Raw genomic sequence first — 16,818 nt, 5'->3', positions numbered from 1 at the left:
TTGGGGATCAACTGATAGGTGATCCCGGTCGAGAGCGGTTGATAGATCAAAGCCCCCTCGCCCTTGGTGGACTCGTAGCACTCAACGCCTTTTTCTGTGTTGTAGCCGGTTTCACATTCGATGATCCGGATCGGCTCTCCGCCGATGCCGCCGTCGCGTGCATTCAACAGGTTGAAGTAATCCTGATAGCCGTCAGAAAAGGGTGTGCCACCCGCTGCATAAGGACCAGTGCGATAGCTAAGATCGGGTATGACCAGATCCGCCAACGCGGGCCCTGCGGCCAATGTCCCTGCCACAGCAGCAGCAATAAGTTTACATTTCATCAGATGATACCTCCCAGTTTCAATTGTCTGATATTTGGATTGCCCCCGGTTGATCCGGGGTTCTGTATTAATAGGGGAAAGGCCAGCGCCGGAGTTTTTCCTTTGCCAAGCCCCAAATATGGGCAAGCCCGTGGGGTTCCTTGATTAAGAAGAACATGATCAACGCGCCCACAATCACGAGCTGGAAATGCGCGACCAAATCGGTGGGCCAGCCCAGCCAATCAACGCCTACAATCTTGAGCGCAACGGGCAGCAGCACAAGGAAGGCGGCCCCAGCAAAGCTGCCAAAGATCGAACCCAAGCCGCCGATGATGATCATGAACAAGACGAGGAAAGATTTCTGGATGCCAAAGGCCTCACCCACCTCAACCGCGCCTAGATACACCGCGAAAAACAACGCCCCCGCGATCCCAACAAAGAAGGAACTGACAGCAAACGCAGACAATTTTGCGCGCAACGGGTTCACGCCGATGATCTCGGCCGCGATGTCCATGTCCCGGATCGCCATCCATGACCGGCCCACGGATCCTCGGGTCAAGTTACGAGCAATGAGCGCGCAAAGTGTCACAAAGAACAGGCACACCAAGTATTGTGCCCACGCGGGCGATGCGGGCCCCGTCACCGCGAAACCGGCCACCAACCGCTCAGGCGCGTTAATCTGCCCCGAGGCTGAATAATTGTAGAACCAGCTGACTTTGTTGAACAACCAGACAAGGAAAAACTGCGCAGCCAACGTAGCAACCGCGAGGTAGAAGCCCTTGATCCGCAACGAAGGCAGGCCGAACGCAGTTCCTACTGCTGCCGTGATCCCGCCCGACAAAAGAATGTGGATCAGGATGTTCACATCTGGGAACGAGGTCATCAATTTATAGCAGGCGTATGCGCCCACCGCCATGAAACCGCCCGTGCCCAACGACACCTGCCCGCAATAGCCCGTCAGGATATTCAAGCCGATTGCCGCGATCGCATAGATCAGAAACGGCACCAACAGTGCACTTGCCCAGTAGTCCGTGATGATGAAGGGAATGACGCCCCATGCCACCATCATGGTCACCCAAAACCCAACCTTATCAAGCTTGAGCGGAAAGGTCTGGCTATCGGCCACGTAGGACGTTTTGAAGTCTCCGGCTTCGCGATAAAACATGCTCGCCTCCTATACGCGTTCGATAATTTTCTCGCCAAACAGGCCTTGGGGCCGGAAGACGAGGAAGATGAGGGCCAGCACGTAGGCAAACCAGTTTTCAGTCGCACCACCAAGGAAAGGTGCGCCAATGAGGTATTCGAACAACTTTTCGCCCACCCCAATGATCAACCCACCGACAATCGCACCGGGGATGGAGGTAAAGCCCCCCAACATCAGGACCGGCAGCGCCTTGAGCGCGATCAGCGAAAGCGAGAATTGCACGCCTGATTTCGCGCCCCACATGATGCCAGCGACCAGCGCGACAAGTCCTGCGAGCGACCAGACAAGTATCCAAATGTAGTTAAGCGAGATACCGACCGACAGAGCGGCTTGGTGGTCATCTGCCACGGCGCGCATTGCACGACCCTGTTTGGTGTACTGGCTGAACATCACTAGGCTGATCACAAGTATCGCGGCGACAAGGGTCGCCACCATATCCAGCTTGTCGATAAAGAAGCCGTAGAAATCGTCACCGCCAAGACCGGCTGTGATATCCTCAATCCAGCGCGAGCCGCCCTGAGGAAGGCCAACATCAAGCTTCTTGATGTCAGACCCCCACATCAGATCGCCCATTCCTTCTAGGAAATAGGCCAGCCCAATCGTCGCCATAAACAGGATGATCGGTTCTTGCCCCACAAGGTGCCGGAACACGAATTTTTGGACCATCCACGCAAAGCCGACCATCACAACCAGCGTCAGCGCAATGGCCCCAAGGGCCGGTACATTCCATCCAAAGTTATGAATATGCGTTCCGAAGGTTGCGTTGATCAAATGGGCGAAGGGCACCTGCCCCGACATGATCCCGGTCAGCGTGAGCGCGCCGAACAAGGCCATAACCCCTTGCGCGTAATTGAAAATTCCCGACGCTTTGTAGATCAACACAAAGCCAAGTGCGACCAGCGCATAAAGAACCCCGGCCATCAGGCCGTTGATCACGACCTCAATGCCATACAGAAAATCAGCCGACATTAGCATAGCCCTCCGGTCGTCACGTCCATCCGATTAATCATGGCTCACCCCCAGATAGGCGTCGATCACGGCCTCATTGTTGCGGACTTCTTCGGGCGTGCCGTCCCCAATTTTGCGTCCATAGTCCATCACGACCACACGGTCCGAAAGGTCCATCACCACGCCCATATCGTGCTCAATCAACGCGATTGTGGTGCCAAATTCATCGTTCACATCTAGGATAAAGCGGCTCATATCCTCTTTTTCCTCGACGTTCATGCCAGCCATCGGTTCATCAAGCAGCAGAAGGTGCGGCTCAGCGGCCAAGGCGCGTGCAAGTTCAACGCGCTTTTTCAAACCATAGGGCAAACGACCCACGGGCGTCTTTCGGATCGATTGGATCTCCAGAAAGTCGATGATCCGTTCAACAGCCGCACGGTTTTCAACCTCTTCGGTCTGGGCCTTGCCCCACCAAAGCGCCTGAGAGAACAATCCAGATGACATTTGCCGCAGCCGCCCGGTCATCACGTTATCGAGAACTGACATACCTTCGAACAGCGCGATATTCTGGAATGTCCGCGCAATCCCTTGGCGCGCGACTTGATAAGGTTTGGTCGGCGGGCGCTTGGTGCCGTTAAACCAAACCTCACCTTCTTGCGGCACATAGAACCCCGAAATCACATTCAACATCGACGATTTACCCGCCCCGTTCGGCCCAATGATGGCGCGAATTTCACCTTCACGGATATCGAATGAGATGTCCTTGATCGCCTCAACCCCGCCGAACCGAAGGGTGATATTGCGAAGGTCCATCATGACCCCGCCAATCTGACGACCATCTGCTGTCACGTAACCATCGCTGGGGGCAAGTGTTTGATTTTCAAGCATCACGCAACTGCCTCCAGCTTGGGAAAGACGTCCCCATCACGGATCGAAAGCGTTGCTCGGATAGTGCCCTTGCGCCCGTCTTCGTAGGTGACTTCTGTCTCGGTCGTGACCTCAGGCGCGTCGCTGTACAGCGCCTCGATCAAATCATCGAACTTCTCTGCGATCACGACACGACGAACCTTTTTGGTGCGCGTCAGCTCACCATCATCAGCATCCAATTCCTTGTGCAGCACGAGAAAGCGGTGGATTTGACATCCAGACAGCATCTCATCTTGGGCCACGCTGGCGTTGACGGCGTTGACATGCCCTTCAATGATCTCAAGTACTTGAGGGTGCTGTGACAGCTCTTGGTAGGAGGAATAGGCGATATTGTTGCGCTCAGCCCAGTTGCCGACCGCCGTCAAATCAATGTTGATAAAGGCACAGCACCGATCCCGCCCTGCGCCAAACACCACAGCCTCTAACACGTTGGGATAAAACTTAAGTTTGTTCTCAACGTACTTCGGCGCGAACATGGAACCGTCCGACATGCGCGCCACGTCCTTGATCCGATCAATGATGCGCAGATGGCCGGTGGACTCTTCGATAAACCCCGCGTCGCCCGTTGCGACCCAACCCTCTGCATCCTTGGTGGAGGCCGTGCTTTCAGGGTTTTTGAAATAAGACTGGAAAGTCCCCGGAGAGCGATAAAAAACCTCGCCGCTGTCGGCAATCTTAATCTCAACCCCGGGGCTAGGAACCCCCACAGTGTCCGAGCGCACCTGCCCATCAGGCTGCTGCGTGATGAACACGGTCGCCTCAGTCTGACCGTATAGCTGCTTTAGGTTAATCCCAAGAGACCTATAAAAATCAAAGAGTTCCGGGCCGATCGCTTCGCCAGCCGTATAACCAACCCGAATACGGCTCATGCCGAGGGTGTTTTTCAACGGCCCATAAACCATCACGTTACCGAGCGCGTATTTCAGCCGATCCCAAAGGCCAACGGAAGCACCATCCAAAATGGCAGGTCCGACGCGTCGGGCGTGTTCCATAAACATGTGGAACATGCCACGCTTAAAGCGACTTGCGTCCTCCATGCGGATCATCACCTGTGTCAAATGGCTTTCAAAGATCGCTGGGGGCGCAAAGAAATAGGTCGGCCCAATTTCGCGCAGATCGCTTTGCATCGTCGCCGCACTTTCGGGGCAGTTAACGCAGAAACCCGTCCAATACGCCTGACCGATTGAGAAAATGAAATCCCCAACCCATGCCATCGGCAGATAGGCCAAAACCTCTTCGCCGGGTCCAAGCGTGTCAAAAGTCGATGAGTTTTGGGCCGTCTCAATCACATTGCGATTGCTCAACACAACGCCCTTCGGCTTACCCGTCGTTCCGGATGTGTACAGCATCACACAGGTGTCGTCGAACCCAAGTCCGTCACGGCGCGCCTGCATGGTTTTGATCATTTCATTCGATGCGCCACGCCCTTGCGCCTGCACATCCGAAAGGCTCGTCATCGCAGTGTGGTCATATTTCCTAAGACCGCGTTTATCAAAGTAAACGATGTGCTCAATGACGGTCGTAGTGCCTTTCACCTCAAGCACCTTGTCCACTTGCTCCTGATCGCCTGCAATCACAAAACGTGCGCCACAATGCTCCAAAACATACGTCATCTCTTCGACAACGGCGTCCTGGTATAGCGGCACGGGAACGGCCCCGATACACTGCACCGCAACCATCGACCAATAAAGCGCCGGGCGATTGCGTCCGATAATCGCCACGTGATCACCGGGGGCCACCCCGAGTGACAACAATCCCAAAGCCAACGCTTCAATCTCAGACGCTGTTTGCGACCACGTCCAGCTTTGCCAAATTCCAAATTCTTTTTCTCGATAGGCTGGGCGATCCCCGAACTTGGCTGCATTTCGCGCCAGTAGATGGGGTATGCTCACGCCTTGAGATGCGTCTTGCGCAGACGTCATGATCGTTTCTCCTCCCGTCACGCGCGGTCATTGGGCGCCGCGTTTCGTGTGTTGGACTCACAGTCTTGACGGGATTTTTACGAATTCCAAGGTGCTTTTTGAAAGTATTTTGAAAAATATTTAACCTCTTGTTTGAGAAACATTATTTTACAAAGAGGACATCCTTAGCACTTAACGCAAAGGTCAACCATCACAGCTCAAGAGCAGCCACCTTCTTTAGCGGTGCCTGACGCGCGCTTTTGGCGTTTGAGTTTTATCGATTTTCGTCAAATCACCACCCCTGCCGGGGCTATGTAACGCGCTTGGGCGCCCGAAAATCGGGCGTATCCCACAGCCTTTTGTCAAGAATATTACAGAGCCTATCAACCGCATGAGATACGTCGCTTTCATCGATGTAAAGCGGCGTAAATCCAAAGCGCATGATGTTCGGCGCACGGTAATCACCGATCACGTCATGAGCAATCAAAGCCTGCATCACCGCGTATCCCTCGGGGTGTGTGAACGACACCTGAGAGCCTCGCATCGCGCCCTCACGTGGGCTGACAAGCGTCAGCTCCGGGCATCGCGTCTCAACCTGAGTGATAAATGCGTCGCATAGGCGAAGGCTCGCGGCGCGGATGTCGGTCATATCGATCCCATCCCAAATGCGCAAAGCATCCTCAAGGGCGGTCAATTGCATCACTGGCGGCGTGCCGACACGCATCCTCTCAATCCCCGGGGCGGGTCGATAGCTTGGCTCAAACGCAAAGGGTGCATCGTGCCCAAGCCATCCGCACAGGACGGGATCCAGTGTATCGATCAGATCAGGACGCACGTAGATAAATGCCGGCGCACCCGGACCGCCGTTGAGATATTTGTAGGTGCAGCCTACAGCAAATTCACATTGCGCGGCGAGCAGATTCACCGGAACAGCCCCCGCACTATGCGCGAGATCCCACACCAAAACAGCCCCGGCGGCATGCGCAGCCTCTGTAATTTTCGCCATGTCATGCATTCGGCCCGTGCGGTAATCGACCTGTGTCAGCATCACCACAGCAACCTCATCGTTGATGGCCGCTTGTATGTCCTCGGGCGGCACAACGCGCAATTCATAGTCACCAGCGCGTGATCGAAGCAGCCCTTCAGCCATGTACAAATCAGTCGGAAAATTGCCGCTATCGGATAGAACAACACGCCGACTAGGCCGCAGATCCAGCGCCGACGAAAGCGCTTGGAAGACTTTGATCGAGAGCGTGTCCCCCATGGTCACACTGCCCTTAGGTGCGCCGATCAAACGGCCCACCATATTGCCCACGCGGGCCGGTTGACCCATCCAATCATCCTCGTTCCAGCCCTTAATCAAATGCGCGCCCCATTGCTGCGAAAGCATGTTGGCTACGGCATCTGGGGTCGATTTGGGCAATGGGCCAAGCGAGTTTCCGTCGAGGTAGATCATCCCCTCGGGAATCTGAAAGCGGTCTTTCATGGGCAACATGGGTGTATCTCGCTTGAATGGCTATGCGCCAAGGATTTCGTTCAAAAGGTCGGACTTAGGGTCAGTCAACGCTTCGATAACGCTGAAGTGGTTGTGGCCGGGGTCGACAATACAAGCCGTCTGCGCCTCTAGCCCCGCCCACATCGTATGCAGAGCCTGCGCCTGCCGGATGAATTCGGGCCGTTCATCGCCCCCAACCCAAGCAGTTATAGACACACCGGACCGTGGCATACAAAGAGCCGCGCTCTCAGCCGTTGCCTCATCCATGTTGAGGTTCAAGGTCGCGTTCAGCTTGGTCCAAAGAAGCGGGCGCAAGTCATGTAAGCCACTGATTGAGACTGTATGCACAATCCGGTCCTGAACGTCTTTGGGCAGGGGGCTATCGGCACAGATCATCCTGCTAACCAAGTGCCCACCAGCCGAATGCCCAGCCAATCGAACAGGCCCCGCGATCGCCTTTGCGGCGCATACAATCGCGGCCCCAATCTCGGCTGTCATCTGACTGACCCGCGCCTCTGGCGCGAGTGTGTAGCTCGGGATAGCGACGGCCCAACCCCGTTCAAGCGCGCCCTTGGCGAGGTGACTCCAGTAGCTACGGTCAAATTTCATCCAATATCCTCCATGAACAAAGACCATCAGCCCTAGGGGCGATTGCCTGGGGCTAAGGATGTCCATTTCACACCGCGGTGCAGCACCATAGCGGATCGTTTCATTGGCGATGTCGCTGGCACGAAACGCTTCGGCCTCAGCGGCCCACTGCCCCGGCAGTGCCTCGGCACCCGGTACATAGGGCATGTTCGCATAGGCGTCATCCCAATCGATTGCTGTCATTCTAGCCTCCCCTTTGCGATATCGATCTTGGCGGTGCACCAAGTTGGCTGCAACCCAATTCCCCGATCTCCTTCAGGCTTGTTTACCTTTTTAAAAATCTCGGAATGAAACCAAATCTGCCGCCCGTCTAAAGGTCGATTTCAACCACGCCATCGGGTTCCGCTGCGCGAGATTGGCACAGGATCATGGCTTCATTCCGCTGTGCTGCAGACAGTACGAAATCACGATGATCAACATTCCCCGCGATGACCTTGCAACTACACACCCCGCACAGCCCATCGCTGCATTTGACATCAACGGCAATGCCCGCCGCGATCAGCGCGTCGGAGGCCACTTGATCGGCGGCAACCGAGACTTCGCGCCCACTGCGGGCTAAACGCAAGGTAAAGGGCGCGCGGGGGGCCTCCTCCACCTCCGGAACGGCAAAATATTCGAGGTGCAGCGCATCCTCGGGATAGCCCAAAACTCGCGCGGTTTGCATCACGTCTTCCATGTATGCGCCACCACCGCAGGTATAAATATGCGCATTATCAGAATATTGGAGTATATCCTTCATGTCGGCGCGCCCCCCTTCATCGGAGATATGCAGATGCACGTGATCCGCCCAAGGAGCTGTCTCTAGCTCTGGTATGAACCCCATTGTCGCGCGGCTCCGACCCGAATATCGCAGGGTAAACGGCGTGCCTGCACGGTGCAGAGCATGTGCCATAGGGATCATCGGCGTAATCCCGATACCACCAGCCATCAGCGTGACGGATGCCGCGTTCGACACCAGTGGAAAGTGGTTGATCGGACGCGCCGCATACACCCGACGCCCCGCTTCGAATATGCGATGCAACAGCTTTGAGCCGCCCCTACCCGCATCCTCACGCAAGACCCCTATGCGGTAGCAACTGCGATCCTCCGGATCCCCGGTCAGTGAATAAGGCCGCAGGTATTCGGGCGCGATCAACAGGTCGATATGAGCGCCCGGTGTCCAGCGCGGCAATGGGGCGCCATCGGGGTCACGCAGCGTATAGGTGGTGATGCCTTCGGCCTCCGGAGTGACCGCACTGACCACGAGAGGCAGCACCGGACTTTCACCAGTCGGACGGGTGCGATGCAACACGCTTTCATCGCCTTGCGCGACAGCCGCTATATGATCTTTTGCGGGCACCATCGCTTTGTAAGCGGCGATCCCGGCCTCCCGATCCATGGGATCTGGATAGGGATACGGGTGTGCCGCCAAGGGCGCTGGATAGACCGCAAGCGTCTGATCACTATGATCAATCTTGAGGTCCTTTTGCAGGCCACGCGCGTTCACGGTATGTTGGGTCGGGTGATACGAGCCTGCCTCGCTTAGCTCTAAGTCCCACCACCATTTCTTGACTGGGTTTAGCCCACCCCGCCCCAATGTATCGTCCAACTTGGCAAGGATCGGGGCCGCCTTTGGCACAGTCATCGCGACCTTGCGGAAGGCCGCGTCACGAAACAACCCCTCAAGGTTCCACGGGCAGGTCTTCATGCAGCGGCCACACATCGCCCCACCGGGCGTTGTCACGCGATAGGTGGTGCATTTTTGGCTGTCGGATTTCCAGATCTCATAGCCATTAAACATCCGTTTTGGCCCCGCAGTGATCGCCCCCGAAGGACATTCACGCGCGCATTTATTGCAAGCCGCGCAAAAGGATTGCATCCCGAAGTCGATGGGCTGGTCATGAGCCAAAGGCATGTCAGTCGTGACCACCCCCGATTTCAGACGCGGCCCCAAGAACGGATTTAGGATAACCTCACCAATGCGGCTGACCTCGCCCAAACCGCTGAGCAACAGCAGAGGCGGTTGTAAAACTTCACCGTCCATCACGGTGTGCGCCTTAGCACTATAGCCCAAGGCACGAATTTGTGCGGCCACCACCCCGCCCAATAGCGAAAACCGCAGGTAGGCACGCATGCTTTGAGCCACCGCGATCCAATCGTCGCCCGAAGAACCCTCCATCGTCTCGTAGCCTTGGTCGATCACCATTGAGATCGCCTGATCATGCAGCGGATCAATCGGCGCGCCGCGCGCGTCATGGCTGTACCACGCCCACTCAGGGCAGCGCGAAATGCCCACCGCATCTACACCAAGAAAATAACTGGTCGCCTTGATCAACTCAGACGCGGTGCGCGGTGCGACGGCCTGTTGCACTGGGGCCGGTGCGCCGTCTTGCAGTAACACAAACGCCCCAAGAGCCCGACGTTGCGCCGCAGAAGGCGCGGCCTTGCGCACGTAATACCCCCCGGTCGCCGCCTTTTGCAGCGCCGGGCCCATATCGCCGAACTGGGCGCGCGCGAACAAATCAGCACGTTTAGGGACACGCGGAATATTGGGTTCGTCCATATAGGTTGTGGGTTGATCGACGCGCTTGAGCGTCTCAAACGGATGGGCACCATCCTTGAAATCTCGGCGCGCGTAAGGGTCACGCACCGCCTGCCCCGGCGCTGTAACCGCAGACGATGCCAGCGGCGCGTCCGGTCTAAGTTCAAGCGCTGTCGTCACCGCAGCAAGCGCAAAACCATTTGGCAAAAATGGATGTCGCAGCACCCCTCCATCCCAAATAGCCACACCAGACGCGACAGCCAGTCGGTTCAGATCAACGTCAGATGTGGTTTCGGTATGGGCACGCGCATCCCACCCCAAAAGCCTGATATAATTCGCTAAAACGGTGGATGTTTCCGCCCCAAGCAGAGCGGACCGATGGCGTTCTGCGCCCTTGATCCAATCTGTTCCAGCCTCGGCCAAGCGCGGGGCGCGCGGCTGCGCATAGGCAAAGACGAGCGCGAACTGATGGTGGGTCATGTCACCCGGCGGTGTTGAGACGGACTCTTTAAGATCCGCCATAATCAGGTCAATCCCGGCGGCCAACGTCTTGGTTTGCCGCGTGCGCAACGCCTCTGCTAGGGTCGCGACCTCGGGGTTTTGAATGGGATTAACCAAATGATCCCCCGGCTCCAAACGGCACACCCCGACAAGCGTCGCATCGCAAAAGGTTGCAAACGCCTTAAGGTGATCGGTACGCGCGGCGGGATCTGCCGGGATTTCGGACTGGGCGGGGTTCGTCACCCCATCGCGGATGGCATCCAACATGGCCTGATGCTCGGCCATGGCATGAATAATAGACCCCTCCGGCCCCTCAAATCGCAGCGCACGCATTGCGGGCACGGCGCGCAAATCCACTGACCGCTGCTTTGGCAAGCGCTCGGTCGGCAAAGCGCCCGCATGTAGCGGACGGTTACGATTCGAAAAAATGCGCGGCATTGGGGCCCTCCCTCCGGCGCACCGTGGCCCGGGCAGCAGCGGTGGGCAATGGGTGTTGCTTCCGTGCCGCAGGGGCAGCCAATGGCGAAACCCAATCCGCCACTGCGGCGACTGATGACTTGCCGCGCGCATGGATCAACGGCTAACGTTTTTTCATGACACAAATCTTAGTACTGAACGGCCCGAACCTCAATTTGCTCGGCACGCGAGAGCCCGGCATCTATGGTGCAAAAACACTCCCCGATGTGGAGGCCGATTGCCACCAGATCGCGGCAGAATTGGGGATTACGGTGCGCTGCGCCCAGTCCAACCACGAAGGCACGATGGTCGACGAAATCCACGCCGCCCGTGACACATGCGCCGGTGTTGTGATCAATGCGGGCGCCTACACACACACCTCAATAGCGCTGCATGACGCGATTGCCGGTACAGGGCTACCGGTGATTGAGGTCCACATCTCTAATGTCTACGCCCGCGAGGAATTTCGCCACCATTCCATGATCGCCCGCACCTGTGTCGGTGTTATCGCTGGTCTGGGAACGGCAGGATATGAGCTGGCGCTGCGGGCCATGACGAACCACCTGAAAGTGGGCGGGCCGTGAATGGACCCACCACAGTCCGCTGCCCGACAGCCACGGAACTTTTGTCCGCTCTCAAGGGATTGACCCAAGCCAAGACCCTTGAAGAAGCTTGGCCCATGGTCCTCAAACAACTGGCGCAATACGGCTTTGACCGCGTCTTTTATGCCGCCACACAGTTCCGCACCAAGAATGACTTTGGCGATCTGAGCGACGCAGTCATCCTCACCAACTACCCCCCCGATTACATCAAGACTTTCCTCGGCGACGAGTATTACAAAAGCGCACCCACCATCGAATGGGTGTCGCACAATCCCGGCTCCGCAATCAGTTGGAGCCACTCTCGCAAAGCCTTGATGGACGGCGCACTGACCCCTGCACAAACCAAGGTCATGGAGCTGAACGCCAAGTACAACATTAAGGCGGGCTTTACCGTTTCTTTTCCCCGGCTGTCACAACGCAGCAATGGCGGGATTGGAGTGTGCTCATCCCACATGAGCCAAGACCAAATCGACGCTCTGTGGCAGGACAAAGGGCTTGAAATTGAAGTTCTTTGCAACCTCGCGCATCTCAAGCTGAACGATCTGCCCTACATCGGCAACCGGGTTCTCACGACCCGCCAACGAGACGCACTAGAAATGGTCGCTGATGGCAAAACTATACAAGATATCGCCCAATTATGGGAACGAAACGTTGCCACAGTCGAAAAACACCTGCGACTCGCCCGCGAGGCGCTGGACGTCGACACTACGGCTCAAGCGATCCTAAAAGCCTCACTCCTTAACCAAGTGTTTATCTCTAGCAGCCTTCGGTAATATCTTGTGATACACGTTAACGATTTAGTAGGGATTTCCTTACTTCCTGATGCCGCGTCAATCTGTAGTATCGAAAGTGTCTTGTGAGTTGGGGCGTTGTGCCTTGAGACTAATCAGCGTGCCAAACGGGTTGGGATAGCAGCCTGAATGGTGCTCTGCTCGATGAATTCGGGATCGTTGCGGCCCTGGTGTATAGTCCGCCAGGGTCGCGGCACTTGATTGGGTGTTTGTCTAATTATCATCCCCAGACGCTAGGGCACCCATGAAAAAAGCGCCGCTGGTTAACCCCAGCGGCGCTTATCGTTTCTCAGCTACGCGGAATGCGCTTAGCCTTTAACGGCTTTCGCGACTTCGGCTGCGAAGTCTTCTTCTTTTTTCTCGATGCCTTCGCCGACTTCAAGACGCACGAAACCAGTGATTTCTGCGCCAGCTTCAGCCGCAGCCGCGCCAACAGTCAGATCAGGGTTCACAACGAACACTTGGTTCACAAGTGTGACTTCCGCCATGAATTTGTTCATGCGGCCAACGATCATCTTTTCGATCACTTGCTCGGGCTTGCCGGACTCGCGTGCGATGTCGATCTGAACCTGCTTTTCTTTCTCGACCACGGCTGGGTCAAGATCAGCCTCCGACAAAGACGCGGGGTTCACGGCGGCAACGTGCATTGCGATCTGCTTGCCGAGCGCTTCGTTGCCACCGTTCATGGCCACAAGCACACCGATTTTGCCCATACCGGGCGCGGCTGCATTGTGCACATAGGATACAACAGTCTCGCCAGTCAGTTTCGCCATGCGGCGGATCGACATGTTCTCGCCGATTGTTGCGATCTTGGCGGTCAGCGTGTCCTCAACGGATTTACCGTTCAGCTCAGCCGCTTTCAGCGCATCAACATCATCAACCGACAGCGCAGCGCCAGCAAAGGATGCGACCATCTCTTGGAACTCAGCGTTTTTACCAACGAAGTCGGTCTCAGAGTTCACTTCCAGTGCAACAGCTGTGTTGCCTTCAACAGCAACGGCCACAAGCCCTTCTGCTGCCGTACGGCCGGACTTTTTCGCCGCTTTCGCGAGGCCCTTGGTGCGCAGCCAATCGACTGCTGCTTCCATGTCGCCGTCCGTTTCGGTCAACGCTTTTTTCGCGTCCATCATGCCTGCGCCGGTCGTATCGCGCAGTTCTTTCACCAATGCAGCGGTAATCGCCATCTCTGGTCTCCTTGTTCGGAATTGTCGTGGGAGGGGGCTAGCCCCTCCCGGTATCAGCAGTGTGACGCAATAGGCCTTAGGCCTCTGCGGCGACAGCTTCCTCAGCAGGTGCTTCTTCCATTGCACCGATGTCGACACCAGCCGCACCCAGTTGGGCGGACATGCCGTCCAGCGCCGCACGGGCAACCAGGTCACAGTACAGCGCGATCGCGCGTGCTGCGTCATCGTTGCCAGGAATGATGTAATCTACACCATCGGGTGAGCAGTTTGTATCGACGATACCCACAACTGGAATACCCAGCTTTTTCGCTTCAGCGATAGCAAGGTCTTCTTTGTTGACGTCGATGACGAACAACAGGTCAGGCACACCACCCATTTCGCGGATACCACCCAACGAAGCTTCCAGCTTGGCTTGGTCGCGTTCCATACCGAGGCGCTCTTTTTTGGTCAAACCAGCAAAGCCCTGAGCAGATGCTTCATCAATCGCCTTCAGGCGCGCGATAGAGTTGGAAACCGTTTTCCAGTTGGTGAGCGTGCCGCCCAGCCAACGGTGGTTCATGTAATATTGTGCACAACGCTCAGCAGCATCAGCAATCGGCTTTTGAGCCTGACGCTTGGTGCCCACGAACAGAACGCGGCCGCCTTTAGCCACAGTGTCCCGAACAACGTTCAGAGCTTGCTCAAGCATAGGAACGGTTTGGGTAAGGTCCATGATGTGGATGCCGTTTTTGCCACCGTAGATGTACGGTGCCATACGGGGGTTCCAACGTTGGGTCTGGTGACCAAAGTGCACACCAGCTTCCAAAAGCTGACGCAGCGAGAATTCGGGCAAAGCCATCTCGTATCTTCCTTTCCGGTTTCAATCCTCGGGCGAGGCATGCGAGACAAATGTCCCAACCGGCGGATACACACGGGATGTCTCCCCGAATGACCCAACCTCACCCTGTGAAGTACGCGCGACTTAACGCGCGCTTACCCAAATCACAAGAGGCTTTCTTTGGTTTCCAAATATCCAGGGGTGCGCGAGGGGCTGGCCCCTCGCCTGGGGCGCAGCCACAAGGCTGCGCAACGCGTCCTTAGGGGATGATCCGCGTATACTTTGTCCCCTCAAGAGAGGCCCCTGCAATCAAACCAGCTTGGCCAAAAATCACTGCAATCACAGGATCTAGCGCACTGGTTGTGTCTGCACTTACACTGTCGCCCTGCCCTGACAAGGCATACTCTAAGTCTGCGCCAGCAGCCCATCCGGGCCCGGAGCGGAAGTTGTTCAAAGCCTCTTCTGTCATAAAGAACAAGGCATGGGCGTATTGTTGCGCTCCGATCTGCAACCCAAACGAAGCGTTCGCAGCAGAGTAGTAGTCAACCGTCGCACCACCAACGCGCAGCGCGCCACGGCCGTACCCAGCACCAAAGCCAAACCCGGCTTCGGTGATCAGCGGCATCACCAAGACACCCGCCGACGTATCGCCAAGGCGTTGCGCACCCTCGACGTCGCTGTAAAGAAAATCCAGCGCGCTATCGACGCGAGCGTCAATCGTTGAGGCGCCTTTGCTGTTAATCCCATTGCCGCACGCCGCCAAAGCCAATGGCGCGACAGCCGTCGTAATAAATCCGCGACGGGAGAAAGTGGTCATGTTCGTGATCCTGTAATGTTTACTGCCGATATCAAAAGTCCGGGCGGTTGGCCGCCCTGATTGCGGCATACTATATAACAGGGGACATCCCTTGTCACGCCACCAGATGCTGCGTTACAGCCGCAAAAACCGCTTTAGCGGCGCATTTTTGCAAACTGTTCGGCCTGGCGGACGGTCCAACGAACTTGGATCCGAAATCCTTCGTCCTCTTGCGCCTCTTGCTGGATGATATCCTCACCATGCAACCACGCTCGTGTGCGCCCATCGGCAAAGGGCACAAACACCTCTTCGTCGTGGGTCGCAGGCGTTACGCGGGTTGCAATCGCAGCCAGCGCCGGGTCGCGTCCCTCTCCGGTCACGGCGGACAGTGTAAACACATCCTCGCGACGCGCCGCAATTGCCTCGATACTCGCGCGTGTGTCGGCATCGACGGCGTCGATCTTGTTCCACAGCTCGATCTTGGGAATTTCCTCACTGACGCCCAGTTGCGCAAGAATGGCATTCACATCCCGCGCCTGCGCATCACTTTCGGGATGCGAAATATCGCGCACATGACAGATCAAATCGGCATCCAACACTTCTTCAAGTGTCGCGCGGAACGCCGCAACCAGCTGCGTAGGCAAGTCGGAAATAAAACCAACGGTATCAGACAAAATAATATCCGTGCCACCGGGCAACGTCACAGCACGCATCGTCGGATCCAGCGTCGCGAACAGCATGTCTTTGGCAAAAACATCCGCCCCCGTCAGATAATTGAACAGCGTAGATTTGCCCGCATTCGTATACCCCACAAGTGCTACAATCGGGTACGGCACCTTGGCGCGCGCGGCTCGGTGCAGCGCGCGTGTCTTCACCACCTTGGCCAACTGCTTGCGAATGCGGTTCACCGCATCGTCGATCGCGCGACGGTCCGCCTCGATCTGCGTCTCACCCGGCCCGCCGACAAAACCCAAGCCACCGCGTTGACGTTCAAGGTGGGTCCATGCCCGTACCAGCCGTGTCCGTTGATAACTCAGCGCGGCCAGTTCCACCTGCAACACACCCTCACGGGTTGCCGCGCGGTCGGCAAAAATCTCAAGGATCAGCCCGGTGCGATCCAACAGCTTCACCTTCCACTCTTTTTCAAGGTTACGCTGCTGTACGGGTGTCACAGGGCCATCGATGACGACAAGGTCCACCTCATCGTCATGCAAAATCTGCTTTAGCTCCGCCAACTTACCCGTGCCAAACAAATGGCCCGGATGCGGCTTTGGAAGACGGACAACCTGATCGCGCACGACCTCAAGCCCCGGCAACGCGTGGGCCAGAGACACCGCCTCCGCAAGCCCATGTTCGGGTGCGCGGCGGGTGTGGTCGGGTCCAAGGTCGGGGTGCAACACGGCAGTGCGTGTCGGGGGCGCCTCGGTGGCGCCAGACTCAAGAGGATCAGTCAGCGCGGTCTTCGCCATCATAAAGGCTGATCGGCTGTGCAGGCATCACGGTCGAGATTGCATGCTTGTAGACCAACTGTGATTGCCCATCGCGGCGCAAAAGCACGCAAAAGTTATCAAACCAAGTAATAACACCCTGTAATTTAACACCATTTATAAGAAAGATCGTCACGGGGACTTTCGTCTTCCGGACGTGATTCAGGAAGGCGTCCTGGAGGTTTTGCTTGTCGGAAGCCATTGTTTTATGCCTTTTTTGTTTATGAGGCGTTACGCG

General features: G+C 56.6%; 15 protein-coding genes. 2 read left to right on the top strand and 13 right to left on the bottom strand.

Translation table 11 applies throughout. From position 1 onward, the window contains the following. The 8 genes from AC4GMC_RS06375 to AC4GMC_RS06340 form a co-directional block, all read right to left on the bottom strand. Positions 1 to 323 (bottom strand): ABC transporter substrate-binding protein (locus AC4GMC_RS06375; protein WP_490367078.1); only part of this gene is annotated, 323 nt, incomplete at its 3' end. Between the two features lie 67 nt (positions 324 to 390). Beyond that, positions 391 to 1,467, bottom strand: coding sequence for a branched-chain amino acid ABC transporter permease (locus AC4GMC_RS06370; protein WP_487875780.1), 1,077 nt, complete (start codon positions 1,465 to 1,467; stop codon positions 391 to 393). A gap of 9 nt (positions 1,468 to 1,476) precedes the next feature. Next, positions 1,477 to 2,475, bottom strand: a complete 999-nt coding sequence (locus tag AC4GMC_RS06365; RefSeq protein WP_487875781.1) for a branched-chain amino acid ABC transporter permease — start codon at positions 2,473 to 2,475, stop codon at positions 1,477 to 1,479. A gap of 33 nt (positions 2,476 to 2,508) precedes the next feature. Further along, a complete protein-coding gene (locus AC4GMC_RS06360) occupies positions 2,509 to 3,342 on the bottom strand; it encodes an ABC transporter ATP-binding protein (protein WP_487875782.1) in 834 nt (277 codons plus the stop codon). Further along, positions 3,342 to 5,303, bottom strand: coding sequence for an AMP-binding protein (locus tag AC4GMC_RS06355; protein ID WP_487875783.1), 1,962 nt, complete (start codon positions 5,301 to 5,303; stop codon positions 3,342 to 3,344). The genes AC4GMC_RS06360 and AC4GMC_RS06355 overlap by 1 nt, the downstream gene beginning before the upstream one ends. Before the next feature lie 289 nt (positions 5,304 to 5,592). Then, positions 5,593 to 6,768, bottom strand: coding sequence for a kynureninase (gene kynU, locus AC4GMC_RS06350; RefSeq protein WP_487875784.1), 1,176 nt, complete (start codon positions 6,766 to 6,768; stop codon positions 5,593 to 5,595). Positions 6,769 to 6,798: 30 nt separating this feature from the next. Further along, the gene (locus tag AC4GMC_RS06345; RefSeq protein WP_487875785.1) at positions 6,799 to 7,608 is read right to left on the bottom strand and encodes an alpha/beta hydrolase; all 810 of its coding nucleotides are present in this window, start codon (positions 7,606 to 7,608) and stop codon (positions 6,799 to 6,801) included. Between the two features lie 127 nt (positions 7,609 to 7,735). After that, a complete protein-coding gene (locus AC4GMC_RS06340; protein ID WP_487875786.1) occupies positions 7,736 to 10,885 on the bottom strand; it encodes a 2Fe-2S iron-sulfur cluster-binding protein in 3,150 nt (1,049 codons plus the stop codon). Between the two features lie 155 nt (positions 10,886 to 11,040). Between AC4GMC_RS06340 and aroQ the strand changes: the two genes are divergently transcribed. Then, positions 11,041 to 11,487, top strand: coding sequence for a type II 3-dehydroquinate dehydratase (gene aroQ / locus AC4GMC_RS06335; RefSeq protein ID WP_487875787.1), 447 nt, complete (start codon positions 11,041 to 11,043; stop codon positions 11,485 to 11,487). Beyond that, positions 11,484 to 12,278: a helix-turn-helix transcriptional regulator gene (locus AC4GMC_RS06330; RefSeq protein ID WP_487875788.1), complete on the top strand. Its 795-nt coding sequence runs from the start codon at positions 11,484 to 11,486 to the stop codon at positions 12,276 to 12,278. The genes aroQ and AC4GMC_RS06330 overlap by 4 nt, the downstream gene beginning before the upstream one ends. Before the next feature lie 326 nt (positions 12,279 to 12,604). Here AC4GMC_RS06330 and tsf read toward each other — a convergent pair whose 3' ends face one another. The 5 genes from tsf to hfq form a co-directional block, all read right to left on the bottom strand. Continuing rightward, a complete protein-coding gene (gene tsf, locus AC4GMC_RS06325; RefSeq protein ID WP_487875789.1) occupies positions 12,605 to 13,480 on the bottom strand; it encodes a translation elongation factor Ts in 876 nt (291 codons plus the stop codon). 76 nt (positions 13,481 to 13,556) lie between these two features. Then, complete coding sequence (gene rpsB, locus AC4GMC_RS06320; RefSeq protein WP_038002867.1) at positions 13,557 to 14,318, bottom strand: 30S ribosomal protein S2; 762 nt, start codon at positions 14,316 to 14,318, stop codon at positions 13,557 to 13,559. A 238-nt stretch (positions 14,319 to 14,556) separates the two neighbouring features. Next, positions 14,557 to 15,114 (bottom strand): lipid-binding SYLF domain-containing protein, encoded by a 558-nt coding sequence (locus AC4GMC_RS06315; protein ID WP_487875790.1) that lies wholly within the window; start codon positions 15,112 to 15,114, stop codon positions 14,557 to 14,559. 134 nt (positions 15,115 to 15,248) lie between these two features. Then, positions 15,249 to 16,562, bottom strand: coding sequence for a GTPase HflX (gene hflX / locus AC4GMC_RS06310; RefSeq protein WP_490391441.1), 1,314 nt, complete (start codon positions 16,560 to 16,562; stop codon positions 15,249 to 15,251). Continuing rightward, positions 16,540 to 16,782 (bottom strand): RNA chaperone Hfq, encoded by a 243-nt coding sequence (hfq, locus tag AC4GMC_RS06305; RefSeq protein WP_038002863.1) that lies wholly within the window; start codon positions 16,780 to 16,782, stop codon positions 16,540 to 16,542. The genes hflX and hfq overlap by 23 nt, the downstream gene beginning before the upstream one ends. Positions 16,783 to 16,818 lie beyond the last annotated feature (36 nt).

The sequence above is a fragment of the Thalassobacter sp. genome (genome assembly GCF_982993085.1).
Note: the sequence above shows the minus strand (reverse complement) of the source record. Positions and strands in the feature narration are given on the sequence as shown.

Excerpts from the sequence above, each read along its gene's own strand:
- kynU (WP_487875784.1), bottom strand. The coding sequence starts at position 6,768 with ATGAAAGACCGCTTTCAGATTCCCGAGGGGATGATCTACCTCGACGGA.
- rpsB (WP_038002867.1), bottom strand. The coding sequence starts at position 14,318 with ATGGCTTTGCCCGAATTCTCGCTGCGTCAGCTTTTGGAAGCTGGTGTG.
- aroQ (WP_487875787.1), top strand. The coding sequence starts at position 11,041 with ATGACACAAATCTTAGTACTGAACGGCCCGAACCTCAATTTGCTCGGC.
- AC4GMC_RS06355 (WP_487875783.1), bottom strand. The coding sequence starts at position 5,303 with ATGACGTCTGCGCAAGACGCATCTCAAGGCGTGAGCATACCCCATCTA.
- AC4GMC_RS06345 (WP_487875785.1), bottom strand. The coding sequence starts at position 7,608 with ATGACAGCAATCGATTGGGATGACGCCTATGCGAACATGCCCTATGTA.
- tsf (WP_487875789.1), bottom strand. The coding sequence starts at position 13,480 with ATGGCGATTACCGCTGCATTGGTGAAAGAACTGCGCGATACGACCGGC.
- hflX (WP_490391441.1), bottom strand. The coding sequence starts at position 16,562 with ATGGCGAAGACCGCGCTGACTGATCCTCTTGAGTCTGGCGCCACCGAG.
- hfq (WP_038002863.1), bottom strand. The coding sequence starts at position 16,782 with ATGGCTTCCGACAAGCAAAACCTCCAGGACGCCTTCCTGAATCACGTC.
- AC4GMC_RS06340 (WP_487875786.1), bottom strand. The coding sequence starts at position 10,885 with ATGCCGCGCATTTTTTCGAATCGTAACCGTCCGCTACATGCGGGCGCT.
- AC4GMC_RS06365 (WP_487875781.1), bottom strand. The coding sequence starts at position 2,475 with ATGTCGGCTGATTTTCTGTATGGCATTGAGGTCGTGATCAACGGCCTG.
- AC4GMC_RS06360 (WP_487875782.1), bottom strand. The coding sequence starts at position 3,342 with ATGCTTGAAAATCAAACACTTGCCCCCAGCGATGGTTACGTGACAGCA.
- AC4GMC_RS06370 (WP_487875780.1), bottom strand. The coding sequence starts at position 1,467 with ATGTTTTATCGCGAAGCCGGAGACTTCAAAACGTCCTACGTGGCCGAT.
- AC4GMC_RS06315 (WP_487875790.1), bottom strand. The coding sequence starts at position 15,114 with ATGACCACTTTCTCCCGTCGCGGATTTATTACGACGGCTGTCGCGCCA.